Annotated in this window: 19 protein-coding genes; 8 read left to right on the top strand and 11 right to left on the bottom strand. The window is 65.1% G+C overall.

Annotation, left to right across the window (positions count from 1 at the left end):
• Positions 1 to 5: 5 nt before the first annotated feature.
• On the bottom strand, positions 6 to 2,174 hold the full coding sequence (locus tag DXK21_RS12095; protein WP_162790659.1) for a glycosyltransferase family 4 protein: 2,169 nt from the start codon (positions 2,172 to 2,174) through the stop codon (positions 6 to 8).
• 113 nt (positions 2,175 to 2,287) lie between these two features.
• On the bottom strand, positions 2,288 to 5,404 hold the full coding sequence (gene putA / locus DXK21_RS12090) for a bifunctional proline dehydrogenase/L-glutamate gamma-semialdehyde dehydrogenase PutA (protein ID WP_114818032.1): 3,117 nt from the start codon (positions 5,402 to 5,404) through the stop codon (positions 2,288 to 2,290).
• A 118-nt stretch (positions 5,405 to 5,522) separates the two neighbouring features.
• On the opposite strand from putA, the gene DXK21_RS12085 reads away from it, so the two are divergent.
• Both DXK21_RS12085 and DXK21_RS12080 read left to right on the top strand, forming a co-directional pair.
• Positions 5,523 to 5,984: an Lrp/AsnC ligand binding domain-containing protein gene (locus DXK21_RS12085; protein ID WP_114818031.1), complete on the top strand. Its 462-nt coding sequence runs from the start codon at positions 5,523 to 5,525 to the stop codon at positions 5,982 to 5,984.
• Between the two features lie 73 nt (positions 5,985 to 6,057).
• Positions 6,058 to 7,143, top strand: coding sequence for a glycosyltransferase family 4 protein (locus DXK21_RS12080; protein ID WP_114818030.1), 1,086 nt, complete (start codon positions 6,058 to 6,060; stop codon positions 7,141 to 7,143).
• Positions 7,144 to 7,339: 196 nt separating this feature from the next.
• Here DXK21_RS12080 and DXK21_RS12075 read toward each other — a convergent pair whose 3' ends face one another.
• The 4 genes from DXK21_RS12075 to phnC form a co-directional block, all read right to left on the bottom strand.
• Positions 7,340 to 8,407, bottom strand: coding sequence for a substrate-binding domain-containing protein (locus DXK21_RS12075; protein WP_114818029.1), 1,068 nt, complete (start codon positions 8,405 to 8,407; stop codon positions 7,340 to 7,342).
• 89 nt (positions 8,408 to 8,496) lie between these two features.
• Positions 8,497 to 9,240: a phosphonate ABC transporter, permease protein PhnE gene (gene phnE / locus DXK21_RS12070; RefSeq protein WP_245945207.1), complete on the bottom strand. Its 744-nt coding sequence runs from the start codon at positions 9,238 to 9,240 to the stop codon at positions 8,497 to 8,499.
• Positions 9,241 to 9,320: 80 nt separating this feature from the next.
• The gene (phnD, locus tag DXK21_RS12065) at positions 9,321 to 10,325 is read right to left on the bottom strand and encodes a phosphate/phosphite/phosphonate ABC transporter substrate-binding protein (protein WP_114818028.1); all 1,005 of its coding nucleotides are present in this window, start codon (positions 10,323 to 10,325) and stop codon (positions 9,321 to 9,323) included.
• Complete coding sequence (phnC, locus tag DXK21_RS12060; protein ID WP_114818027.1) at positions 10,322 to 11,119, bottom strand: phosphonate ABC transporter ATP-binding protein; 798 nt, start codon at positions 11,117 to 11,119, stop codon at positions 10,322 to 10,324. Before phnC ends, phnD begins: the two co-directional genes overlap by 4 nt.
• A gap of 272 nt (positions 11,120 to 11,391) precedes the next feature.
• Between phnC and DXK21_RS12055 the strand changes: the two genes are divergently transcribed.
• The 6 genes from DXK21_RS12055 (at position 11,392) to DXK21_RS12030 (ending at position 16,687) form a co-directional block, all read left to right on the top strand.
• On the top strand, positions 11,392 to 12,654 hold the full coding sequence (locus DXK21_RS12055) for a type III PLP-dependent enzyme (RefSeq protein ID WP_114818026.1): 1,263 nt from the start codon (positions 11,392 to 11,394) through the stop codon (positions 12,652 to 12,654).
• Positions 12,655 to 12,770: 116 nt separating this feature from the next.
• Positions 12,771 to 13,823 (top strand): 1,9-bis(guanidino)-5-aza-nonane synthase, encoded by a 1,053-nt coding sequence (locus DXK21_RS12050; protein WP_114818025.1) that lies wholly within the window; start codon positions 12,771 to 12,773, stop codon positions 13,821 to 13,823.
• 184 nt (positions 13,824 to 14,007) lie between these two features.
• A complete protein-coding gene (locus tag DXK21_RS12045) occupies positions 14,008 to 14,328 on the top strand; it encodes a ribonuclease (RefSeq protein WP_114818024.1) in 321 nt (106 codons plus the stop codon).
• Between the two features lie 72 nt (positions 14,329 to 14,400).
• Complete coding sequence (locus DXK21_RS12040) at positions 14,401 to 14,901, top strand: hypothetical protein (RefSeq protein ID WP_114818052.1); 501 nt, start codon at positions 14,401 to 14,403, stop codon at positions 14,899 to 14,901.
• Positions 14,901 to 15,716 carry a phosphatase PAP2 family protein gene (locus DXK21_RS12035; RefSeq protein ID WP_114818023.1) on the top strand — a complete coding sequence of 272 codons (816 nt, stop codon included), beginning with the start codon at positions 14,901 to 14,903 and terminating at the stop codon, positions 15,714 to 15,716. The genes DXK21_RS12040 and DXK21_RS12035 overlap by 1 nt, the downstream gene beginning before the upstream one ends.
• The gene (locus DXK21_RS12030) at positions 15,716 to 16,687 is read left to right on the top strand and encodes a right-handed parallel beta-helix repeat-containing protein (protein WP_114818022.1); all 972 of its coding nucleotides are present in this window, start codon (positions 15,716 to 15,718) and stop codon (positions 16,685 to 16,687) included. Before DXK21_RS12035 ends, DXK21_RS12030 begins: the two co-directional genes overlap by 1 nt.
• On the opposite strand, the gene aguB is transcribed toward DXK21_RS12030, so the two are convergent.
• From aguB to DXK21_RS12005, 5 genes are all read right to left on the bottom strand, one after another.
• The gene (gene aguB / locus DXK21_RS12025; protein WP_114818021.1) at positions 16,688 to 17,590 is read right to left on the bottom strand and encodes an N-carbamoylputrescine amidase; all 903 of its coding nucleotides are present in this window, start codon (positions 17,588 to 17,590) and stop codon (positions 16,688 to 16,690) included.
• Positions 17,587 to 17,982: a four helix bundle protein gene (locus DXK21_RS12020; RefSeq protein ID WP_114818020.1), complete on the bottom strand. Its 396-nt coding sequence runs from the start codon at positions 17,980 to 17,982 to the stop codon at positions 17,587 to 17,589. The genes aguB and DXK21_RS12020 overlap by 4 nt, the downstream gene beginning before the upstream one ends.
• A complete protein-coding gene (locus DXK21_RS12015; RefSeq protein ID WP_114818019.1) occupies positions 17,979 to 18,980 on the bottom strand; it encodes an agmatine deiminase family protein in 1,002 nt (333 codons plus the stop codon). Before DXK21_RS12015 ends, DXK21_RS12020 begins: the two co-directional genes overlap by 4 nt.
• 201 nt (positions 18,981 to 19,181) lie before the next feature.
• Entirely contained in the window at positions 19,182 to 21,695 is a 2,514-nt protein-coding gene (locus tag DXK21_RS12010; RefSeq protein WP_114818018.1) for a TonB-dependent receptor, read from the bottom strand.
• Positions 21,696 to 21,867: 172 nt separating this feature from the next.
• Complete coding sequence (locus DXK21_RS12005; protein WP_245945202.1) at positions 21,868 to 22,965, bottom strand: capsular biosynthesis protein; 1,098 nt, start codon at positions 22,963 to 22,965, stop codon at positions 21,868 to 21,870.
• Between the last annotated feature and the right edge of the window lie 414 nt (positions 22,966 to 23,379).

Raw genomic sequence — 23,379 nt, 5'->3', positions numbered from 1 at the left:
CGACATCATTTCCCCCACTGCGCAGCGGCTAACGCCACAACGTCCGTCGCATCCACCGACGCATCTTTTAACATCAACAGCGCCTCGACCGCTGCTGGCGATGCCGCGACTGTCGACAGCAGCTCTACGCGCGCGAGTTCATCTCTGTCACTGTCGCGATACAGCCTGGCAAGTTGCAAATGAGCGTCTGCGTCATGAGGCTGCAGGCGCAACGCCGCCATATAGGCCTCCTCCGCCTCCGCAAACTGCCCTGAATCTTTCAGGCAGTTCCCCATCTGAACTAGGTGCGGGAAACTCTCCGGGCCTTGCGACAACCCACGCCAATAGGCTTTTGCCGCTTCAGCGAATTCCCCCTTGTCACGAAGGGCATCCGCCTGTCGAAACGCCACGCGTGACTGCTTGGTGCTGCGCGGCAGGGCGATTTTCCAGCGCAGGAGACGCAATTTGCGATCGGCGGTCGCGCGCGTCCCCGCTACCGGCGTCACAACCCGCGTCGCCAAATCGACCCCTTGGAAGAACGTGTCAGAGACCCCGGAACGCTTAACTCGCGCACGAAACTCCAGGACTTCGGACTCGCGCAAGACGTCGAAGTCGAGATCCACCCGTTCAGGGCCTGACTGAATCTTGACTTCCTTACGCGAAAGCACAGCTCGACCATCAGAAAAAACATCCAGACGAAGCAAGCCGCCCCCGCTAGCCTCGCCCCTGAAACGGAACGTCGCGCGGTAGCGCCCGCGTGCAACCGGAACATAGGGCCCGAAAACAACATGTCCTCCGTCTCCGGCCGCTGCGGGGATACGGATTTCACCTTCTTCCGCGACCCCACCGATCGTGGCGAACTGCTTGGCCGAAAATTCAAAAGGTCCAGCCAAGCCTACAGCCGGTCGATCTCGTGACCCACCCTGGTCCAGCAAGGCCCGGAATGAAAGAAGATCATGCCGCGTCACGACGTTCTCGCCATACTCGAGCGCCGACGTCAAAGACACCGGCATGACGCTTGTGGCAATTTCTTCCGCACGATCAACAATGCCTCGCCGTAATTCTGCAATTTCCTGCGTCTGGACGACGCCTCCAAAATCGACATGCCCCCCCTTATTCAGGGCTGCTTCGATCTGGGAACGAATAAGGTCCCGACGGTAACTCTTCACCAAATCAAACTGGAGTTTTACAACCTGCTCCGTCGCAGCAGGATCACCCAAAGCCTGGACTGCCGCCGAGAATGAGGCGAGATCAAAATGCTCAAAACAGAGAGGGTGCCCATACAAAAGTTCACCCAAAGCCGTCCGTGACCAAGCAACGACCGGAAGGCCACACCGCATAGCTTCGAATACAGGCAGGCCGAAACCTTCATGCTCCGAAAAACAGACAAATACGCTCGCCTCTTCATAGAGGCGCCGCAGGTCAGATTCGTCGACTTCCCCGTGGAACCGCACCTCCACACCACTCTCGGCGGCGACCGCGGATAGAGTTTCATTAAAGGATGTCGAAGATGTATCTCGGCGACCCGCGAAATCAACTTGTACCGCGATCCCGAAATTCTCTTTGAGGAATTTAGCGAACTCCACAATATGGGTGTGGCCCTTATGGGCCACCACACGCCCCACAAACAGCAGGCGCAAGACATCGCCAGCTCTCGCTTCACGCCGCTCTATCGGCGCAGCGTCTAGGTATCGGCTGGCAGGGAAAACGACCGCCGACGCCATACGACACCCACCCAAAGCATCTAGTTGGCGAGCCGTGAAGGCCGAGTTCACCCAAAACTCAAGTCCTGGGCGCGCCGTCATAGCTAGAACAGCTTCAAATCCCCTAACGCAACGATCCGCCAACCTAAGATTATGAGAAGCATAAAACCAGGGAGGTGTATTATTGTGCCACCGGACAATCGATCGTCGCTTCCTTTTTAAAATATAATTATCAAATTCCGACCAACCGTCGCAGTAATGGTAAACGACTAAATCGTACTCATCACCATCGCCATTAATAAGATAATCTGATGATCTGATATCTAGACCAGGGTAACGATCTGAATCGAATTTTTCAGCGAACAAATTTACAGAATTAGATCCATAAATATTGCAAAGTAACTCGTACTGGAAAACGGCGTCATAGCCAATAGAATCGCTTTTCTCAAAAAGTCCCTGAACGACTACAGCAACTCTGAGCGGGTCGTTCACTCTGCTGGCGCTAGACGGCATCCTGAAACTTCTTTTTGATTCGTTAGGAGATCAACCGCTCCAAGCGAACGGTCACTCCCTGTTAAAGCCATCTCCGTGGGAAGCGCAAACCCTCATAGGTTCAACAGCGCCGGATCGCCGCCCTGCGCCGCGATGTTGACGCTGATGGCCTTTTCGGCGGCGTAGCGGATCAGGCTGTTGGGGCCGCCGGCTTTCGGGCCGGTGCCCGACAGGCCTTCGCCGCCAAAGGGTTGCACGCCGACGACGGCGCCGATGATCGAGCGGTTCACATAGACGTTGCCAGCAGGGACCAGACGCACGACCTCGTCGGCGAAGGCCTCGATGCGGCTGTGGACGCCCAGGGTTAGGCCATAGCCGCGCGCGGCCAGCTTGGCGGCGACCGACTTCAGGTCCTTCGAGTCATAGCGATAGACATGCAGGATCGGCCCGAAGACCTCGCGCTCGAGGAAATCGGGGGTCGGGATCTCGGCGATGGTCGGGGCGAACAGGTCGCCCTTGTCCGAACCAGCAGCCAGTTCGGCGCGGGCGACGATCTTGGCTTCTTTCGACAGGCGTTCGACGTGGGCTTCCAGGTTGGCGCGGCTTTCGGCGTCGATGACGGGACCGATGTCGGTCTTGGGGTCAGTCGGGTCGCCGATCACCTGGGTCGCCAGCGCGCCCTTCAGGCCTTCGATCAGGGCGTCGGCGGCTTCCTTGGGGGCGTAGAGGATGCGCAGGGCCGAGCAGCGCTGGCCGGCTGAACCGAAGGCGGACAGGATGACGTCGTCGATGACCTGTTCCTTCAGCGCCGTGGTGTCGACGAACATGGCGTTCAGCCCGCCGGTCTCGGCGATGAAGGGGATGATGGCGCCGGGACGCGCGGCGAGGCCGCGGTTGATGGCGCTGGCGGTGTCGGTGCCGCCCGTGAAGGCCACGCCGTCGATGCCCGGATGGTTGGTCAGGGCCGCGCCGACCACCTCGCCGCGACCGGGGGCCAGGGCCAGCAGGTCGGGGTTCAGACCGGCCTTGTAGAAGAGGCGGACGGCCTCGGCGGCGATCAGCGGGGTCTGCTCGGCGGGCTTGGCCACCACGGCGTTGCCGGCGGCGAGCGCAGCCGCAATCTGGCCGGTGAAGATGGCCAGGGGGAAGTTCCACGGGCTGATGGCGGCGAAGACGCCGCGGCCATGCAGGACCAACTGGTTGGTCTCGCCGGTCGGGCCCTTCAGCGTCTGGGCGCCGCCGAAGTCGCGCTCGGCCAGCAGGGCGTAGTAGCGGCAGAAGTCGGCGGCTTCGCGCACCTCGGCCACGCCGTCGTTCAGCGTCTTGCCCGCTTCGCGTGACAGCAGGGCGACTAGACGGTCCATGTCGGCTTCCAGCACGTCGGCCATGGCGCGCAGGATGGGGGCGCGCCCCGAACCGCCGATGCGGTCCCAGGCGACCTGGGCGTTTCCGGCAGCGGCGACAGCAGCGTCCACGTCCTCGACCGAGGCTTCGGACACATGACCCAGGACCTGCGAACGGTCAGCGGGGTTCGTCACGTCCTGCGGATTGATCCCGGCGCGCAGCTTGCCGCCGATGATCGGGCCCGAGGTCAGCTTCTCGCTGTCGACACGCTCAAGAGACTTGGAGTGACGCTCACGGTCGGCGGCCTGCGAATAGTCGCGGCCAAGGGAGTTCTGACGATCGCCGTAGATGTTCATGGGAACCGGAATCCTGGGGTGACGGTCGGGCTGGGCCTCGACGGCGGTGATGGGGTCGGCGGCGACGGCGGCCGCAGGCACGCGCTCGTCCAGCAGGGCGTGGACGAAGGAGGAGTTGGCGCCGTTTTCCAGCAGGCGGCGCACCAGATAGGGCAGCAGTTCTTCGTGACCGCCGACGGGGGCGTAGGCGCGGACGATGACGTTCTCGTCGGCCCAGGCCTCGTGCGCCGCATCATAGAGGGCCTCGCCCATGCCGTGCAGGCGCTGATGCTCGATGGTCACGTTGCGATCGCGGGCCATGCGCCGCACCGCGGCCAGGGTGTGGGCGTTGTGGGTGGCGAACTGGGCGTAGATGTAGGGCGAGGCCTCGATCAGGGCCTTGGCGCAGACCAGATAGTTGAGGTCGGTGGCCGGCTTGGTGGTGAAGACCGGATAGTCGGTGCGCCCGTTGACCTGGGCCAGCTTGATCTCGGTGTCCCAATAGGCGCCCTTGACCAGACGCACCATCAGGCGACGCCCCGAGGACCTGGCCAGTTCAGCCAGTTTTTGAACCGTCTCGGTCGTGCGCTTCTGATAGGCCTGAACGGCCAGGCCCAGGCCCTTCCAGTCGCCCAGCTCCGGCTCACGGGCCAGCCGCTCCAGCAGCTTCAGCGACAGGGCCAGGCGATCAGCCTCTTCGGCGTCGATGGTGTAGTTGATGTCGTACTTGGCCGCGATCAGGGCCAGACGCAGGATGCGGGGATAGAGCTCCTCCCAGACGCGGTCTTCCTGCACCGCCTGATAGCGGGGCGACAGGGCCGACAGCTTGACCGAGACGCCGTGCCCGGCCTCCGGCCCCTGACCCTTGGCGGTCTTGCCCACGGCCTTGATGGCGTCGGCGTAGATCTTTTCATAGCGCTCGGCGTCGGCGACGGTGCGGGCGCCCTCGCCCAGCATGTCGAAGCTGCACAGCCAGCCCTCGCGGTCCGAACGTTTCAGCGCCGCCTCGATGGTGCGGCCGACCACGAACTGCTCGCCCATGATCTTGACGGCGGTGGCGACGGCCTGACGGATGACCGGCTCGCCCAGACGACCGGCGATGCGCTTGAGGAAGCCCGACAGATCGGTCTTGGCTTCGTCGTCGGCGTCGACCAGCTTGCCGGTCAGCATCAGGCCCCAGGTCGAGGCGTTGACGAACAGGCTGTCCGACTGACCCAGGTGCGAGGCCCAGTCGGCCGAGCCGATCTTTTCGGCGATCAGGCGGTCGCGCGTGTCGGCGTCGGGGGTGCGCAGCAGGGCCTCAGCCAGGCACATCAGGGCCAGACCCTCGCGCGTGCCCAGCGAAAACTCCTGCAGGAAGCTCTCGACCACGCCCTGTTTTTTCTGGCTGGCGCGAGCCTGATCGACCAGGGCCACGGCGTCGCGGAAGACGTCAGCGCGCTCGGCCGTCGTCAGACCGGGGTTAGCCAGCAGCTCGGCGACCACGGCGCGTTCGTCGCGGAACTTGTTCCGGTCCAGATCGTCCCAGTGCTTGAGGTCGGTCGGCGTCATGCATCTCACCCTGGGATCAAACCCTTCGATTTACGGCGTATATGGCGGACTTTGCCGAATGTGCATTGTATGATGATGGACTGAACCAGAGATCCTTCGGCAATCAGGCTCATTCGCCATGCAAATTCTTGACGATACCGACCGGCGATTGCTGCGCGTTTTGCAGATTGACGGCCGCATCTCCAACGCGGAACTCGCCCGAAGGTGCAATCTGTCGCCCGCCGCCTGCTTCGAGCGGGTCAAGCGGCTGAAGGACCGGAAGGTCATCACCGGCTACGCGGCCCTGATCGACCCGGCCTCGGCGGAGCGGGCCCTGCTGATCTTCATCGAGGTGCTGCTGGACCGCACCACCGGCGACGTCTTCGACGCCTTCGCCGACGCCGTGCGTCGCCAGCCCGAGGTGCTGGAGTGCCACATGGTCGCCGGCGGCTTCGACTATCTGATCAAGGCGCGGGTGGCCGACATGGACGCCTATCGCGTCTTCCTCGGCGACATTCTGGTGCGGATGCCCGGCGTGCGGGAGACACGAACCTATGCCGTTCTCGAAGAGGTGAAGTCGACGACGGTGCTGCCGCTCTAACCCGTCTCGCCTTCGTCATGCGAAGCGGCTAGAACTTCCGGCTCAGCGAAACGGCCCGGGCCCACTCGACTTCATGCGCATTGTTCTGGTCACCGACGCCTGGGAGCCCCAGGTCAACGGCGTCGTCCGCACCCTGACCCGCACCGTGGCCGAATGCCGCGCCATGGGCCATGAGGTCGAGGTCATCGAACCCAGCCAATTCAAGACCATCCCCTGCCCCACCTATCCCGAGATCCGGCTGGCGCTGGGCGCCGAAGAAGAGATTCGCGAACGCCTGCGCGCCTTCGAGCCCGAGGCCGTCCACATCGCCACCGAAGGCCCCCTGGGCATCGCCACGCGCCGCATCTGCGTGGAGTGGAAGCTGCCGTTCACGACCAGCTATCACACCAAGTTCCCGGAATATGTCTCCGCCCGGTTCCCGATCCCGGTTCAGGTCGGCTACGCCTACATGAAGTGGTTCCACAAGCCGTCGGGCCGGCTGATGGTGGCGACGCCGACCCTGCGCGACGAACTGGTCGAGCACGGCTTTCGCAACGTCTCGCCGTGGACGCGTGGCGTGGACACCGACCTGTTCCGCCCTGACCTTGAGCCCATCTACAAGGAGATGGGCGGCGACGCCTGGCCCCGGCCCTTCTTCCTCAACGTCGGCCGCGTGGCGGTCGAGAAGAACATCGAGGCCTTCCTCGAACTGGACCTACCGGGCACCAAGATCGTGGTCGGCGACGGCCCGGCCCGCGCCGAGCTGGAAGTGAAATATCCCGAGGCCAAGTTCCTCGGCGTCCGCTTCGGCGAGGAACTGGCGCGCTGCTTCGCCGACGCCGACGTCTTCGTCTTCCCCAGCTGGACCGACACCTTCGGCCTGGTGATCCTGGAGGCCATGGGCGCCGGCACCCCGGTCGCGGCCTATCCGGCCCACGGCCCCATCGACATCATCCCCGGCTCCAACGCTGGTATCATCGACGACGACCTGACGACCGCCTGCCTGAAATGCCTGGAGCTGGATCGCAAGGACGTGCGCGCCTACGCCGAGAAGTTCAGCTGGCGCGCCTCGGCCGAGCAGTTCGTCGAGAACCTGCAACCCTATCCCGAACCCGCGCGCGGCCGCTTCTGGCGCCGCCTGCGCCGCATCGCCCGGCTAAGGCGCAGGGCGGCGGCCTAACCTTCCTTCTCCGCTTGCGGGAGAAGACAGCTCGCGCAGCGAGACGGATGAGGAGTCTCTCCGCTTCATTCGCCTGACGCGCAAAGAAAAGCGCCGCGATCATCCGACCGCGGCGCTCACACCCCTCATCCGAGCACCTTCGGCGCCCACCTTCTCCCACAAGGGGAGAAGGGTACTCTCGACGCTGATCTCGCCCTTAGTTCGGACGGGCCATGGAGGTCATGGCGGCGGCCTTGGCGCGTTCGGCGGTCAGCTGGTCGGCGGGCAGCGGCACCAGGCCGCGGTCCTGCAGGTAGCCGCCGCGGCCGGCGGAGCCTTCGGACATGAACTCCTGCACAAACTGCTCCAGCCCCGGCGTCACGCCGATGTGGGCCTTCTTGACGTAGATGTAGAGGCTGCGGGCCAGCGGATAGGTGCCGTCGGCGATGGTCTCGGCCGAGGGGGCGACGCCGTCGATGGTCTCGGCCTTCACCGTGTCCATGTTCTGCTCCAGGAAGGAGAAGCCGAACACGCCCAGCGAACCCGGCGTGCGGGTCAGGGTCTGGACGATGGCGTTGTCGTTCTCGCCGGAATCGACCCAGACGCCGTCTTCGCGAAGGGTGTGGGTCAGGGTCTCGAACTTGGTCTTGTCGTCCTTGAAGGCGGCGACGGCTGGGATCAGCTCGCCGCCCGGGGCCATGCCCAGTTCCAGGAAGGCGTCGCGCGTGCCCGAGGTGGGCGGCGGGCCGTAGACCTGGATGCGCTGGTTCGGCAGGGCCTTGTTGACCTGGTTCCAGGTCGTGGCCGGGTTGGCGACGAAGGTTCCGTTCGGACCGGGAACCTCCTTGGCCAGACCTTCATAGAGGTCGTTCAGCTCGAAGTTGAAGCTGTTGCCGGTGCGGGCCGTGGCGATGACGATGCCGTCGAAGCCGATCTTGATCTCGACGATGTCGGTGACGCCGTTGGCGACGCAGCGGTCGAACTCGCCCTGCTTCATCGGGCGCGAGGCGTTGGCGATGTCGGGGGTCGAGGGGCCGATACCGGCGCAGAAGGCCTGGATGCCGCCGCCGGTGCCCAGGGACTCAACGCGCGGCGCCGAACCGCCCGAGGTGCGGGCGAAGTTCTCGGCCACGCGGGTGGCGAAGGGGAAGACGGTCGAGGAACCGGCGGCCCAGATGCCCGCGCGGGCCTTCTGGCTGCCGGGGGCGCCGCCCTCGTTGTCGCCGCAGGCGGCGAGCGCGACCAGAGCGGCGGCGCAGGCTGTAAACTTCAGGGAACGGATCATTGGCCGGACCTCTCCAGACGTCAGTTGAGACGCTTAGAGCAGCGAAGTGTGACGGTCCGGCCAGACCTTTGTGACAGTCAGAGCAAACCTTAGAGCAGGCGCTTGCGCATGATCTGAGACAGGCTGTCGATCAGGGTCACGGCGATGACCACGATGATGACGATGGCCGAGACGGCGCGGAAGTCGAAGGCGTTCATGCTGTCGAACAGCACCTGACCGATGCCGCCGGCGCCGATCAGGCCGAGGACCGTGGCCGAACGGCTGTTGGACTCGAAGCGATAGAGGGCGAACGAGGTCCACAGCGGCGCGACCTGAGGGATCACGCCCCAGACGATCTCGTGCAGCTTGGACGCGCCGGTGGCGCGCACGCCCTCGACCGGGCCCTTGTCGATCGACTCGACGGCTTCCGAGAACAGCTTGGCCAGAACGCCGGCCGTGTTCAGGGTGATGGCGAGAACGCCGGCCAGGGGGCCGAGGCCCACGGCGGTGACGAACAGCAGGCCGATGACCAGATCGGGCACCGAACGCAGCAGGTTCATGACCCAGCGCACCGGCGTCACGACCCAGGCGGGGGCCATGTTGCGCGCAGCGGCCAGACCCAAAGGAATGCCGACCAGAACGGCCAGGAAGGTGCCCCACAGGGCGATCTGCACCGTCTCCCACATCTTGGCGACGAACATCTTCCAGTCGGAGAAGTCCGGGCGCAGCAGGTCGTGGACGAACAGGCTGGTGCTTTCGTTGCCCGAGAAGAGGCGCGAGATATTGCCCAGATCGACGGCGTCGACGCTGTAGAGCAGGACGGCGATCACGCCGCCCCAGACCAGGATGTCCATCGCCCAGGAGACGGCGGACTTTTGCGGCGCGGCCGGAACCGCTCCCGCCGTCGAAGAGGGGGTCGTCAGCGGAGCGGCGGTCAAGGCTGGACCTCACGCAGGCTGCGAAGACGCTGAAGCTCGGCGGTCGCGGCGGCGGCGGCGGCCTTGTCGCCCTTGGCTTCGGCGTCGCCGCGCTTCTGGTCGGCGATCATTTCGCGGATCGGGTTCAGGTAGCTGTCGTCGGCGGCGGCGAAGCGCGAATATTCCAGTCCGGCCAGAACCTTGCGCTGACGCTCGGCTTCCGGGCCGTCACCCTGGCCATAGGTCAGGAAGAAGCTGCGGATCTTCTCCTTCAGCGCCGGGTCCAGATCCTCGCGCACGACGATGCCGCTTTCCGGGATCGGCGGCGACACCCAGATCTCCTCGATCTGATCGGCCAGCTGCGGATTTTCGCGGCGGATGAAGATAGTGTTGACGCTGTTCGAGGTCGCCACGTCGATCACGCCCGTAGCCACGCCGAAGGCGTTGGCCTGATGGTTGGCCGAGCGGACCGTCTTGAAGCACTGCGACGGCACGACGCCGCGCGCGTTGAACAGGAAGGTCATGGGCGCCAGGGTGCCCGAGGTCGATTGGGCGTCGCCGATGCCGAAATTATACTGCTTGCCGCAAGCCAGGACCTTGTCGAGCGTGATGCCCGAGCCCTTCTTGACGATCAGGGTCGACTGGTAGCTGTCCAGCCCTTCACGGTTGACCGTGCGAGCGATGACCTCAGCCTTGGCGCGGTCGATGGCCTCGACCTCGGGCTTGGCCGAGAACCAGCCCACCTGGGTGTGGTTGCCGCGCATGGCCTCCACCAGAACCGTGTAGTTCGAGCCGAAATAGGGCTTCACCGGCACGCCGATGGCCTTGGACATGTCGTCCAGCAGCGGCTGCCACAGCGGGCCGGACGAGGCCTGCCCCTCGGCGGACAGGATCGAGAAGGTGATCTCGGTCGGGGCGGCGCCGGGCGCCTTGTCTTCACCCTTGCCGCAGGCGGCGAGGCCCAGGCTCAGGGAGACGGCGGCGACGCCCAGAAGGCGGCGGGTGATGGCGGTGCGGGTCATGCCTTGGCTTCCCAGAACGCGTCCTCGTACTCAGGACCGTAAATTTCAATCAGGCGCTTGGAGTCCAGGCCGGTCGAAGGACCGTCATAGACCACCTTGCCCTTCTGCAGGGCGATGACGCGGTCGCAGTAGCGAATGGCGTAGTCGACCTGGTGCAGGGTGACGATCACGCCCATGCCGTCGCGCTTGTTCAGCTCGACCAGCAGTTCCATGACCTTGCGGGCCGACACCGGGTCCAGCGAGGCCACCGGCTCGTCGGCCAGGATGGCTTGCGCGCCCTGGACAATGGCGCGAGCGATGGCGCCGCGCTGCTGCTGACCGCCCGACAGGGTGTTGGCGCGCTGGGCGGCGTAGTCGGACACGCCGACGCGGTGCAGGGCCGCCATGGCCCGCTCGCGATCCGTCTTGGGCCAGACGCCGAAGACGCCCCGCCAGCCGGGCAGACGCCCGAGGGCGCCCAGCATGACATTGGAGAAGAGCGACAGACGCCCCACCAGATTGAACTGCTGGAAGATCATGCCCAGCTTGCCGCGCGCCTTGCGCACGGCGCCGGTGATGCGGCCGTTCTGCTGAACGGTTTCGCCGAACACCTGAATCGTCCCCTTGCCGGGGTCGATCGGATGCAGCCCTGTAATAGAGCGCAGCAGGGTGGACTTGCCCGAACCGGACGGTCCGATCAGGGCGACCATCTCGCCGGCGGCCACTTCGACGGACACGCCGTCGAGCGCCTTTCGGGCTCCGTAGGTCTTCGACACATCCCGTACGGACGCGACGGCGGCGGTTGAAGGATTCATGAACCCGTGGGTGGCGGTTACAACAGGGGGCGCCGCATGACGCGCCACGCGCGTTTCGACAAGTCTTAATGGCATGCCTGCGTCGTTTTCGTCCAGTGCGGGGGCGGGATGGCGGCCCTTTCCGCCCTTTCCCTGTGGATCGCGTCACGAAATTACCGCTTTACATGACAGTCCGACATCCTTACATCGCGCGTTCCGGCGGACCCCGTGGTCTAACCGTTAAGCGCTGCTAACGCCGGTCTGGGTTAACAATTAGCAGGGGGCTACGTGAATTGCGCACGTACCAATTTCCCCTGGACCTGGTCCGCGAGCGGTCCCCTGAACGTCCCGTCGCACTCGTGCGGCCGCGTTCAGTTTCCGTAGCGGCGCGCTGGTTCCAGGATAATCTAAAAGCCGACGTCTTCTATGCTGTGAAGGCGAACCCTTCGCGCTGGGTCATCGAGACCTTGGTGGAACAGGGCGTCAACGCCTTCGACGTCGCGTCTCTGGCCGAGATCGAGCTGGTTCGCTCGGTCAGCCCGAACGCGCGCCTGGCCTTCATGCACCCGGTCAAGAGCCGGGGCGCGATCCGTGCTGCCTATGCCGATCACGGCGTGCGCACCTTCGTGCTCGACAGCCATGACGAGCTGCAGAAGATCCTCGAGGTCACTGATAACGCCGACGACCTGAACCTGGTCGTTCGCATGTCCGTCTCGGCGGACGGCGCAGCCTATTCGCTGTCGGGCAAGTTCGGCGTCTCGCCGGATCAGGCCCCCGCCCTGCTGCTGGCCGTGCGCCAGGCGGTTCAGGACGGCCTGATGGGCGTGTCCTTCCACGTCGGTTCGCAGTGCATGCGTCCGTCGGCCTATGAAGCCGCGATGACCCAGGTCGGTCGCGCCATCAAGAAGGCCGGCGTCTTCGTCGACATCGTCGATGTCGGCGGCGGCTTCCCTTCGGTCTATCCGGGCATGGTCCCGCCGGACCTGAGCGAATACGCCGACGCCATCCATCGCGGCTTCAACGAGATGCCGGTTTCCGAAACGACCGAGCTGTGGTGCGAACCCGGCCGGGCGCTGGTGGCCGAAAGCTCGTCGGTGCTGTGCCGCGTGGACCTGCGCAAGGGCGACGCGCTTTATCTGAACGACGGGTCCTACGGCTCGCTGTTCGACGCCACCCACTCGCGCTGGCCCTTCCCGACCAAGCTGGTTCGGGATGCGGACGCCTCGTCGGAGCTGAAGCCCTTCCGCTTCTACGGCCCGACCTGCGACAGCATCGACCACATGCCAGGCCCGTTCTGGCTGCCGGCCGATGTGCAGGAAGGCGACTTCATCGAGATCGGCATGCTCGGCGCCTATGGCGTGGCCATGACGACCGGCTTCAACGGCTATGGCGAGCACGACATCGCCGTGGTCGAAGACGCCCCGATGGGCTCGATGTACGGCCTGGCCCCGCGCTCCATCCCGACCGTGCGCACCACGGCCGAGGAAACCGCGCGCAAGATCGTCCGCCTGTCGCGCCCCAAGGGCAAGGCCGGCGTGCGCAAGCGCAAGCGCTGATCGTCTGAGCCAAAACCGTCTTCGGACGTTGATATGATCTGCAGCGGCCCGTCGCTCCGTCCGGGCCGCTGCTTCTTCTTGGCGACGGGCGCTCAAATCCAGGGTTAACCTCCGAAATGAACGCTCCCGCTCAAAGCAACGCGAAAGCGCAGCTGCTGCAGAACACCGTCGAGCACGTCGACATGACCAGCTTCGACGCGCGCCCGATCATCGACAGCATGCGCAAGATGTCCTTCAGCAGCCGGGACACGGCCCGCGCCGCCGACATCTTCTCCATGGCCATCGAGGACAAGGACTGCTCGCCCTGGCTGATCCTGGCCGGTTCGACCTCGGCCGGCGGCTGCATGCATGTCTACCGCGACATGGTGAAGTTCGGCATGGTCGACGCCATCGTCGCCACCGGCGCCTCGATCGTGGACATGGATTTCTTCGAGGCCCTGGGCTTCAAGCACTATCAGGCGGCCGGCGAGGTGGACGACAACGTCCTGCGCGAAAACTACATCGACCGGATCTACGACACCTATATCGACGAGGAAGAGCTCCAGGCCTGCGATCACACCATCCTGGAGATCGCCAACCGGCTGGAGCCGCGCGGCTATTCCAGCCGTGAGTTCATCTGGGAGATGGGCAAGTGGCTGTCGGAGGGTAACGCCAAGAAGCCCGGCTCGCTGATCCAGACCGCCTATGAAGAAGGCGTGCCGATCTTCTGCCCGGCCTTCGTCGATAGCTCCGCCGGCTTCGGCCTGGTCAAGCACCAGAAGGAACGCGCCGCGGCTGGCCTGCCCTATCTGATGCTGGACGCCATCGCCGACTTCCGCGAACTGACCGACATCAAGATCGCCGCCGGCGTCACCGGCCTGTTCATGGTCGGCGGCGGCGTGCCCAAGAACTTCGCCCAGGACACCGTCGTCTGCGCCGAGATCCTGGGCGTGGAAGCCGAGATGCACCGCTATGCGGTCCAGATCACGGTCGCCGACGTGCGCGACGGCGCCTGCTCGTCCTCGACGCTGAAAGAAGCCGCCTCCTGGGGCAAGGTCCAGACCACCCACGAGCAGATGGTCTTCGCCGAGGCCACGACCGTCGTGCCGCTGATCGGGTCGGACGCCTATCACCGGGGCGCCTGGAAGACCCGCGAGAAGCGCCGCTGGAACAAGCTGTTCGGGAAGTAATAAGGCCGCGTCGGGTCGAGAAGGCGGAGCCTTCTGACCGCGGCCCACAAGAATGCGCCTTAAGCAGCGCGAAGCGCGTCAGGCGCAAAAAGAATGAGGGCCGGCGGAGAAATCCGTCGGCCTTTTTCTTTGGGGGAACCATCGCCCCACCGCGCCGCGTTGTTCCTGCAACAAGGAGACGACGATGGCCGATCCCAGGACCGATACCGAAGAAGCCCGTGAAGCCGCCGCCATGGGCGAGAAGCCCGATCTGGGCCACACGGAAGACGCCTTGAAGAAGGCGCTGGAGGGCAGCGACATGGGCTCCGACACCCGCGCCGGATCGCTGCGCGGCGGTTCGGCCTCGGGTTCGGACATCGACCCGGATCAGGATGTGATCAACGAAGCCCTGGCCGCCGAAGGGCTTCGGTCCAAGGATGAGGGCTCCAAACCGGCGGGCGGCCCCGCCGAGGCGCGCAAGTCCACCGGCCAGCCCGGCGACGATGTGGACGCCCCAACAGGTTGAACCGCCTTGCTGCCGCCGCACGGATGGGCCACGGTGTTCATCAAGTTGAACAGTCTCAAGGACGTAGGCGGGATGAAGCGTAGCGTGGCAGCCGTCGCCGTGGCCCTCACGGTCGGCCTTATCGGGTGCGACGATCGTAGCGAAGCTGCGCCCGAACCCAGCCCGCCTGCCGCTGACGCCCCTGCCGCGGCGGCGGCTCCCCTAGCCGAAGCCGCTCCTGCCGAAGCCGTCCCCGCGCCCGCCGGCGCAGCGTCGATCGACGGCGCCCCGGCCTTCGCCGCCCTCTATCCCGGCGCCCAGGCGGACGGCCCCGCCACCATCGCCACCGGCCCGACCGGCCCCGGCGGCCTGATCACCTTCACGACCGAGGCCGCACCCGAGGCCGTCGTCGCCTTCTATCGCCAGCGCGCCGAGGCCGCCGGCCTGGCCCCCGTCATGGCCATGAACCAGGGCGAGGCCCGGGCCTATGGCGCAGCCGCGCGCAAGGCGGACGGCCCCACGCTGCAAGTCGTGGCTTCGCCTGGAGAGGACGGACTGACCTCGGTGCAACTGACCTGGAGCGCCGGCGCCTGATGCCTAGGGCGACCGCTGGCCTGATCGCCGTCGCCGCCCTGCTCTCGGCCTGCGCCGGCACTCCCGCCGCCCTGCGCCCCCAGGCGGTTCAAGCTGCAGCGCCTGAAGCCAAGGGCTATCTGAGCGGCGCCTTGATTCAGGCTCTGGCCGACGCCACGCCGCCGCCGCCCGTCGTCGGTTCATCGACAGATCTGGCTGACAAGGCCCGCTCAAGCCACTTCAGGACGCTGGAGGACAGCGACCGCTGGCTGCTGGCCACCGCCCACGCCGAACTGCGCCCGCCGTTGGCCCTGCAGCATTTTGACTGCGCGCTCGGCGTGCGGTTGGGGTCGGCGACGGCGCCGAACCTGAACAAACTGATGCAGCGGCTGTTCGACGATTCAGACGCGGCGGCTGAACGGGTCAAGGCGCGCAGCTTCCGCGCCCGGCCCGTCGGCGACGACGCCGAGCGCCGATCCTGCCAGCGTGTGACCGAGGCGGGCCGCAAGAGCGCTTCCTACCCCTCCGGCAGCTCCACGGTCGCCACCGTCTATGGCGAGGCCTTCGCCGCCCTGGACCCGCAACGCGCGACCGAGGTCCGCCGCATCGCCCATGAGATGGGCCTGAGCCGACTGGTCTGCGGCATGCACTATCCCAGCGACGTCGCCGCGGGCGAGGAACTGGGCAAGGCGGTGTTCGAGGCTGCGTCGGCAACGCCCGATTTCGACGCCGATCTGGCAGCCGCCCGCGCTGAACTGACCGCCGCCCGCGCAACCGGCCTGACCAACCCCGGCTGCGCCGCCGAGCGCCGGGCCCTGGCCACGCCCCTGCCCTGATGACCGCTTGGCTGGCGGCGCTGTTGCTGGGCTCCGCGCCCGACGCCTGGGCTCTGCCCGCCGCCCGCCCCTGCACCGCCGCCGAACTGAGCGCGCTGACCGCCGAGGCGACGACGCCCTATCGCCTGACCTGCCGCGCCGTGCTGACGCCCGACCAGAGCATCCGCCGCCCCCTGCTGATCGAGGGCGCCGAGGCTTCCGGCGCCGGGCTGGACTGCCAGGGCGGCCCAGTCGGACGGCCCGGCGTCGCCACCACCACGCGCCAGCCGACCATCGCCATCTGGTCGCGCCGCGTCTCGGCCCAGCATTGGAGCCGCCCCACCGACATCCGCATCGAGAACTGCACGATCCACGGCGCCGTGCGCGTCTGGGGCATGGGCGCGGACGGCAGCTATGACGACCTGCTCGCCTCGTCGCGCACCGCCCCGCACACGGCGACGGCCCAAGGCGCGGCGCCCAGCCACATCGAACTGGACCGCGTGACCATCGTGGGGACCGGCTCCATCCCCCTCTATGTCGGGCCGGGGGTGACACGCCTCAGCCTGACGAACTCGACCCTGACGGGGCGCAGCGACGCGACCGCCGTCTATCTGGACGCCGAGAGCGCCGACAACCGGATTGAGAACAACACCATCGCCGTCTCAACCCGGCGCGAAGTCCTCGCTGTCGACGGCTCGGCCCGCAACCGCATCACGGGCAACCGCTTCGACTTGAAGGGTCGCCCCGGCGTGTTTCTGTACCGCAACTGCGGCGAGCGCGGCGTGATCCGGCATCAGACGCCGTCTGATAATCAGATCACGGACAATGTCTTTTCCGGCGCCGCGCGGCTGCGCCCTCAACTGGTCGTCGTCGGCGCCCGCGAGGGCCGCCGCGCCTATTGCAGCGCGGATCGCGGCTACCCCTTCGGCAGCAGCGCCGACGACGGCGACCGCGCCACGAACAATGTCGTGGCGCGCAACACCCGCCGCTGATTAGACCGGGCGGCCCGTCGCCAGGGCGCCGTACAGTTCCGGCCGGCGGTCACGGAAGAAGCCCCAGGCGGCGCGGTACTGATCGAGGAAGTCGAGGTCGAAGGTGTGGACCAGCACGCCTTCCTCGCCCGTCAGGCTCTCGACCAGATCGCCGCGATGGTTCGCGATGAAGGAGTGGCCATAGAAGGTCTGGCCCGCCTCGGTCAGGGTCTCATGGCCGATGCGATTGGCGGCCACGACCGGCACGACGTTGGACACGGCATGGCCCTGCATCGCCCGCTGCCACGGCAGGGCGGTGTCCAACTCGGCGTCGTGGGGTTCCGAGCCGATGGCGGTCGGGTACATCAGGATGTCGGCGCCCTGTAGCGCCATGGCGCGGGCGCTCTCGGGATACCACTGGTCCCAGCAGATGCCGACGCCGATGCGGCCGAAGCGCGTGCTCCAGACCTTGAAGCCGGTGTCGCCGGGGCGGAAATAATACTTCTCCTGATAGCCGGGGCCGTCAGGGATGTGGCTCTTGCGATAGACCCCCAGGGCCTCGCCGTCGGCGTCCAGCATGACCATCGAGTTGAAGTAGTGCGGGCCTTCCTTCTCGAAGATGGAGACGGGGATGACCACGCCGAGTTCCTTCGCCACCGGCTGCAGCTGGACCACGGCCGGATGCTCTCGCCACGGATAGGCCGAGGCGAACCAGTGCTCCTCCTGCGTCACGCAGAAATAGGGCCCCTGGAATAGCTCCGACGGCAGGATGACCTGCGCGCCCCTGGCCGCCGCCTGACGGATCAGGCCGATGGTCTTGTCGATATTCGCCTGCATGTCCTCGCCGTACGAGGTCTGGAGGGCGGCGACGGTGACGGTCCTCGACGTGGCGAGTGGCGAGTGACGAGTGGCGAGAGAAGTCATTTACGCCGGTCCTCCAGCTTACCGATAAGGGATGCGAGCATGCGGCTGATCTCATCGGCTGAGTCCAGCAGCAATCGGGCGTCTGAAGCCGCCAGATACGACAATCGTTCAGCCAGGATCAGTTGGGTTTCAGCCTCGCCCAGAGAGCCGCGCGCGATAGAGAGGAAGCGAATAAAGTCCCCTGTAGCACGTCGTGCGCATCCCTCCGCGATGTTCGAAGGCACCGACACGGCGGCGCGTCGAATCTGACTAGCCAGACCGAAACGCTCCTCGCTCGGCCAGTCCCGGCTCAACGCATAAACGCTTTCAACCCAGACCATCGCCTTCTGCCAGACGAGCAAGTCGCGATAGTGACGTATCTCGCCACTCGCCACTCGCTGCTCGCCACTCATTCTGGCTCCTGCTGGCTGATGCAGTGGAAGGAACCGCCCCCAGTCAGGACGGCGTTCGACGGCGACAGGACGATTTCGCGGTCGGGGAAGACCGTGGCCAGGGCCTCGCCCGCCAGACGCGCAGCGACATCATCGCCATAGGTCGGCACCACGACGGCGCCGTTGGCGATCAGGAAATTCATGTGGCTGGCCGGGATCGGACGCTCGTCGGCGTCCAGCACCAGACCCGGCGACGGAATGCGCAGGACCTTGAGCTTGCGGCCCATGGCGTCGGTCGTTTCCGCCAGCAGGCGGGCGGTCTCGTCATAGACCTCGGCGTTCGGATCCTTGCGACCGAAGGCGATGGGGCAGGCCACGACGCCCGGCGCGACGAAGCGGGCCAGGTTGTCGACGTGACCGTCGGTGTGGTCGTTCAGCAGGCCGTCGCCTAGCCAGACCACCACCTTGGCGCCGACCGAAGCGGCCAGGGCGGCCTCGGCGTCGGCCTGAGTCCAGGTCTTGTTGCGGTTCTTGTTCAGCAGGCACTGGCGGGTGGTCAGGACCGTACCCTCGCCGTCGTGATCCAGAGCGCCGCCTTCGAGGATGAAGTCATGGCGAGTGGTTGGCACGCCCGAGAAGGCGGCGATCTGATCCGCGACCTCGTCGTCATGAGGATAGTCGTACTTGCCGCCCCAGCCGTTGAAGCTGAAAGCCTGAGCCGTCTTCGAGCCGGCGTTGAAGATCGGGCCGGTGTCACGCAGCCAGATGTCGCCGAAACGCGCCGCCACGACCTCGACGCCGTCGACGCCGTCCAGACGCGCGCGGGCGCCCGGCAAGGCCTCGTCATTGCCGACCATCAGCTTGACGTTTTCACGGCCCGGACCGGCCAGGGCGCGGACCAAGGCTTCGACCTCGTTCTGAGCCTGTTCGAAATCCTCGCCCCACAGCTCGGCATGGCTGGGCCAGCCAACCCACATGGCGCGGTGCGGCGTCCATTCGGCGGGGATAGGTTGGGTCATGGGCGAAGTCGATCCGAATGGAAGAAGGGCAGACCGCGCCAGATAGGCCGAGACGTCCCCCGGTTCAATGTTTGCGGGTCATACGCCGCAGCGGCAGTTCACCAAGGGGCCTCAAGCAGCGCGAATGCGCGATAGGCCCAAAAAAGAAAGGGCGGCCCGTTCCCGGACCGCCCTTCCCTGTCTTGAATGACGTTCGCCTGATTAGAAGGCGTAGGTCACGGTGGCTTGCAGCGTGCGCGGCGCGCCGCGGTAGGCATAGGTGGTGCGCGATGCGTTGGTCGCACCCGAGATCGAACCGAAGTACTTCTCGTCCAGCAGGTTCACGACGCGCAGGGCCAGGCTCGAGTTCTTGTAGCCGAAGTAGCCCAGGTCGAACTTGGCGTCAGCATTCACGACCGTATAGGCCTCAGTGTACAGGTCGTTTTCGTCGGTGACCCAACGCTCGCCCGTGTACTTGACCTGAGCGCCGACTTGCAGCGGGCCGGTTTCGTACTGGACGCGACCGCCGAAGGTCCAGTCCGGGGTTTCCGTCAGCGACTTGCCGCCGGTCTTGATGACCGTGGTGCCGTCCAGATAGTCGTTGGCGATTTCCGAGTCCGTGTACGAAGCCGTGGCGTACAGCGACAGACCTTCAACCGGCGACCAGCCGATTTGCGAGTCAAAGCCGTACAGGTCGACGTCACCCACGTTCGAGTCGAACGACACGCCCAGGTCTTGGTCGTAACGCGAAACGATGCGGTTCTGGAACTGGGTGTACCAGATGTTGGCCGACGCGATCAGGACGCCCGTCTGGTAGCGGTAGCCGAAGTCGTAGGTCGTGGTCTTTTCCGGCTCGGTGATCGGCGAGGTGATGTCGCCGTCGGTGTCGAAGAAGACGGTGTACAGGTTGTCGGTGCGCGGCAGGGTCAGCGACTGGGCGAACGAACCATAGACCGAATGAGCGCCCGAGAAGTTCCAGCTGACGTTCACGTTCGGCAGGATGTCGTCGAACTCAACTTCACGCGAGTAAGGCTTGATGTATTCAAGCGGCTGCCCGCTGTTGTTGTTGCGTCCCGCGAAACTCACAGTGCCGTTGGTGTTCGCTATTTCTTTCTCAGTCGTGCAGACAACCGTACTGCTCTTCGACTGCGAATAGCAGTTCTGGTTCATCTCACGTTTGAAGAAGGGAGCGCGGATGCCGACGCTTACGCGCAGCGTGTCTTCCAGGAAGCGCCCGGAATATTCAAGCGCTAGCTGGTTGAGGGTGGCGTAGGATAGACGGTCACGCGAGCGGATTTCGTAACCGTCGCGGTTGACGATGCGGTGTTCCTTGTCGCGCAGACCAGCAAAAGCGTCGAAGAAGCGCGGCTCAGACGGGTTCGAGAAGTCGATCAGGCTGTTCAGACCCGTCTGGCGGTGACGGGCGTCGTCCAGGGTGTAGGCGGCGCGCAGGGTCTGCGAATCCGACAGCTTCCAGATCAGCGATGAGCTGATGCCGTAACGCTGGGTGTGGGTGTTGTTGGTCGAGTGGACGCGAACGCGGTCCAGGATATCGCCGTCGCCATTCAGGTCCACACCGCCGGTCCCGGCGGAACCTGCCAGCGCTAGCCAGGACGTATCCTTGCTGTCCACCGCTCCGGCTACGGATTCAGCCATGACATACTGGCCCGAACCGCCGGTCGCCAAGGTGTACTGGAACGACGGATCGAAGGTGAAGATGAGGTTGTCACGAAGGGTGAAACGCGACTGAGCACGGATATTGCCCGTGTCCGACGGATTCTGACGCAGGGCCCAATAACGGTTGGTCGAGCTGCTGGTGGATTCAAGATCCGGCACATCCTTACGGAAGGTCGGAGCCTTGTAGTAGTTGTTGTCGAAATCGCTTTCCCAGGTCACGCCATCGGCCAGAGTAGCCGAGCCGTCTGGGTTCCGCTTCAACTGCAGATCAGCATAGTTGTTGTTGCGGTTACGGTTCCAGTGACCCGCCAGAGAGACGAAGTCGCCGTTGTCGCGCAGCGGCTGGAAGAACTTGAAGTTGTACTGCGTCTTGTTCAGGTCGCCCTGACCCTTGAACTTGTCGTACGACTGGTCCGAGTAGGCGAACCAGGCGCTGGTGCCAAAGGGACCGACTTCGCCGGTGTTCACGAGCGCGAAGACGCGACGGAAGTTGTCGTCGCCCAGCGAACCCGCGATGCGACCGCCGAATTCCGACGTCGGATTGATCGAGCTCATGTTGATCGTGCCGCCCGAAGCCGAGGCCGTCGGGGAGTCAACGTCGGTCGTGCCGGTGTTGACCGAAGCGCTGGCGATCAGGTCGCTGTCCAGCTGCTGGTTGGTGTAGAGCGAATAGTTGCCGGAGTCGTTCAGCGGCATGCCGTCGAAGGTCTGCGAGATCCGCGGGCCGTCGAAGCCGTGCAGACGAATGTTGCCGCCCGACGAGCCGTAGGCGTCGTTGTTGGTGAAGCTCATGCCGGGCACGAGGTTCAGGACTTCGTTGATCGTTTGACCGGCGGCCTGGGTCTCGATGAACTCCTGCGTGATGGTCGAGCGCGACTTGCCGACCTTTTCCGCAACAATGGCGCCGTCGATGGTGCGCGGGCCGCGCTGGCCGGTGACGACGACTTCGTCGATTTCAACGGCTGCGGTGCCGGTCGACTGGGCCGAAGCGGCGCCGGCCAGGAAGACGCCGCTCATGAGGGCGGTGGTCCCCCAGAACAGCTGTTTGCGGTTGGTCATCAGTCGGTATCCCCAGTGATGTAATCGGAAGGCCACGCACGGCAGGCCCTACGCCTGTCGATATGGGCTGGGCCATAAGGCCCCTGAGGGAAGTTTGGGCGACAGTCGCGTGACAGTGATGTGACGGACCCCAAGGGTGGCCATAACGCCACACCCCTGTGGATTGTCGGAATCAGTCCCGCGTCGAGGCCGGCCGACCGAAAGCGTCAGCGATAGCCGAGGCCGTCCAGACCATGGCTCGCGGCTCGTGATAATTGCCGTTGATCTGGGTCCGGGCGATCACATGGGCGCGGAACCGTGCGAACAGCGACGCATCGGCCGCAACGGGCGCCCGCCAGAATCCGTCCAACGACTGCTGGTCGGTCATGCCCGCGAAATCAAAGAAGGCTTGCCCCAGAACCTTGACCGGGGTGTGGAAACCCAGCGCCGACAGGGCTGCGCTGGAGTTGTTGACCACCATGCCGCACGAGGCGCGGCACAACTGAGCCAGGTTGCCGCCGTCGATGAAGTCGACCCGCCCCGTCAGACCGCGCTCAGCCGCCAGTCGGCGCGTGACGGCGCCCAGGTTGACCAGACCTGGGTCCAGAGGATGGTTCTTGACCACCAACCGGCGATCCGCCGGTGCATGGCGCGCGAAGCTGTCCATCACCTCTGCCAAGAATGCGGCATTGTCAGCGAAACGGGAATAGCGCAGCAACTGAGCATCCCCCTCGCGCTGAAGACAGACGATGAAGAAGGGACCGCGCGCCTGGATGACATCTGCGTCCAACTGGCGTCGTGACTGAAAGGCCAGCCCCAGATAGCGACCGACGTGACCCAGACACTGAAGCCAAGGCGCGACTGAATAGGGCGACCGATAGCGAGGATAGAGGGGGCCGCCCAGCCATGCGACCAAATGATAAAGACTGATGTTGATCACGTGATGCGGCAGAATCTTGCCGATCGGCCGCGTCACCGGCAGCGGCGGGGTCGGGTCCGCGTAGTCACTGTCTTTACGCGGCAGACCGCTGGAGGCGTTCACGCCGTTGCGCTCAACCGTTACCCAGTCGGGACGGAAGTAGCCGTTTTCAAGCACCCAGACATCAGCCTCCAGGCGATCAAGCTGGACCAACACGCCTTGGTTGTAGATCCCGCCTTCACCGAAGACGATAATGTCGGTGAAATTCCGCGAGAGCTCAATCAGCCGCTCAGGCCAGCGACTGGGGCTGTCGGTAAAGACCACTGCGCCGGACCGCCGCCATCCCGCCGCATCACCGGCGTTGAAAATCATGCGAGCGACGTCAGCGCCCCGACGCTCCAGAGCCTGCGCCAGAACCCGATCGAACCGCCCGAAGGGTGCGGTTACGATAAGGAAACGACGGTCTCTTAGGGACGCCATGACCGCTAGGTCAACGGTCAGCTGATCGGGATCAAATGGCGCGAGCAAACGCTGGGGTTCTTTCCAAGGGACGCGGCCTTTTCCTAGTGCCAAGGCTGTACAGATGACAAGGCTGCTAAGCAGAATCAGCGGTATTTGAACAGCAGAAAAGAGAAAGTCGCCGGCTCGAGACCGGGCCAGCGACTAACTGCGTTCAACAATCCAAAGTCTCAGAGGCCCGAGCGTGGCTGAAGGCCGCACTCGGGCCTCTGACCTTAGAAGTTGATGTCGATGGTGGCGCGACGGTTCAGCGGCTCACGCACGCCG

This window comes from Brevundimonas bullata (assembly GCF_003350205.1).
GTDB classification, from domain to species: Bacteria; Pseudomonadota; Alphaproteobacteria; order Caulobacterales; family Caulobacteraceae; genus Brevundimonas; species Brevundimonas bullata.
The sequence above is the reverse complement of the archived record's forward strand: the minus strand, read 5'-3'. Positions and strand labels throughout refer to the sequence as shown.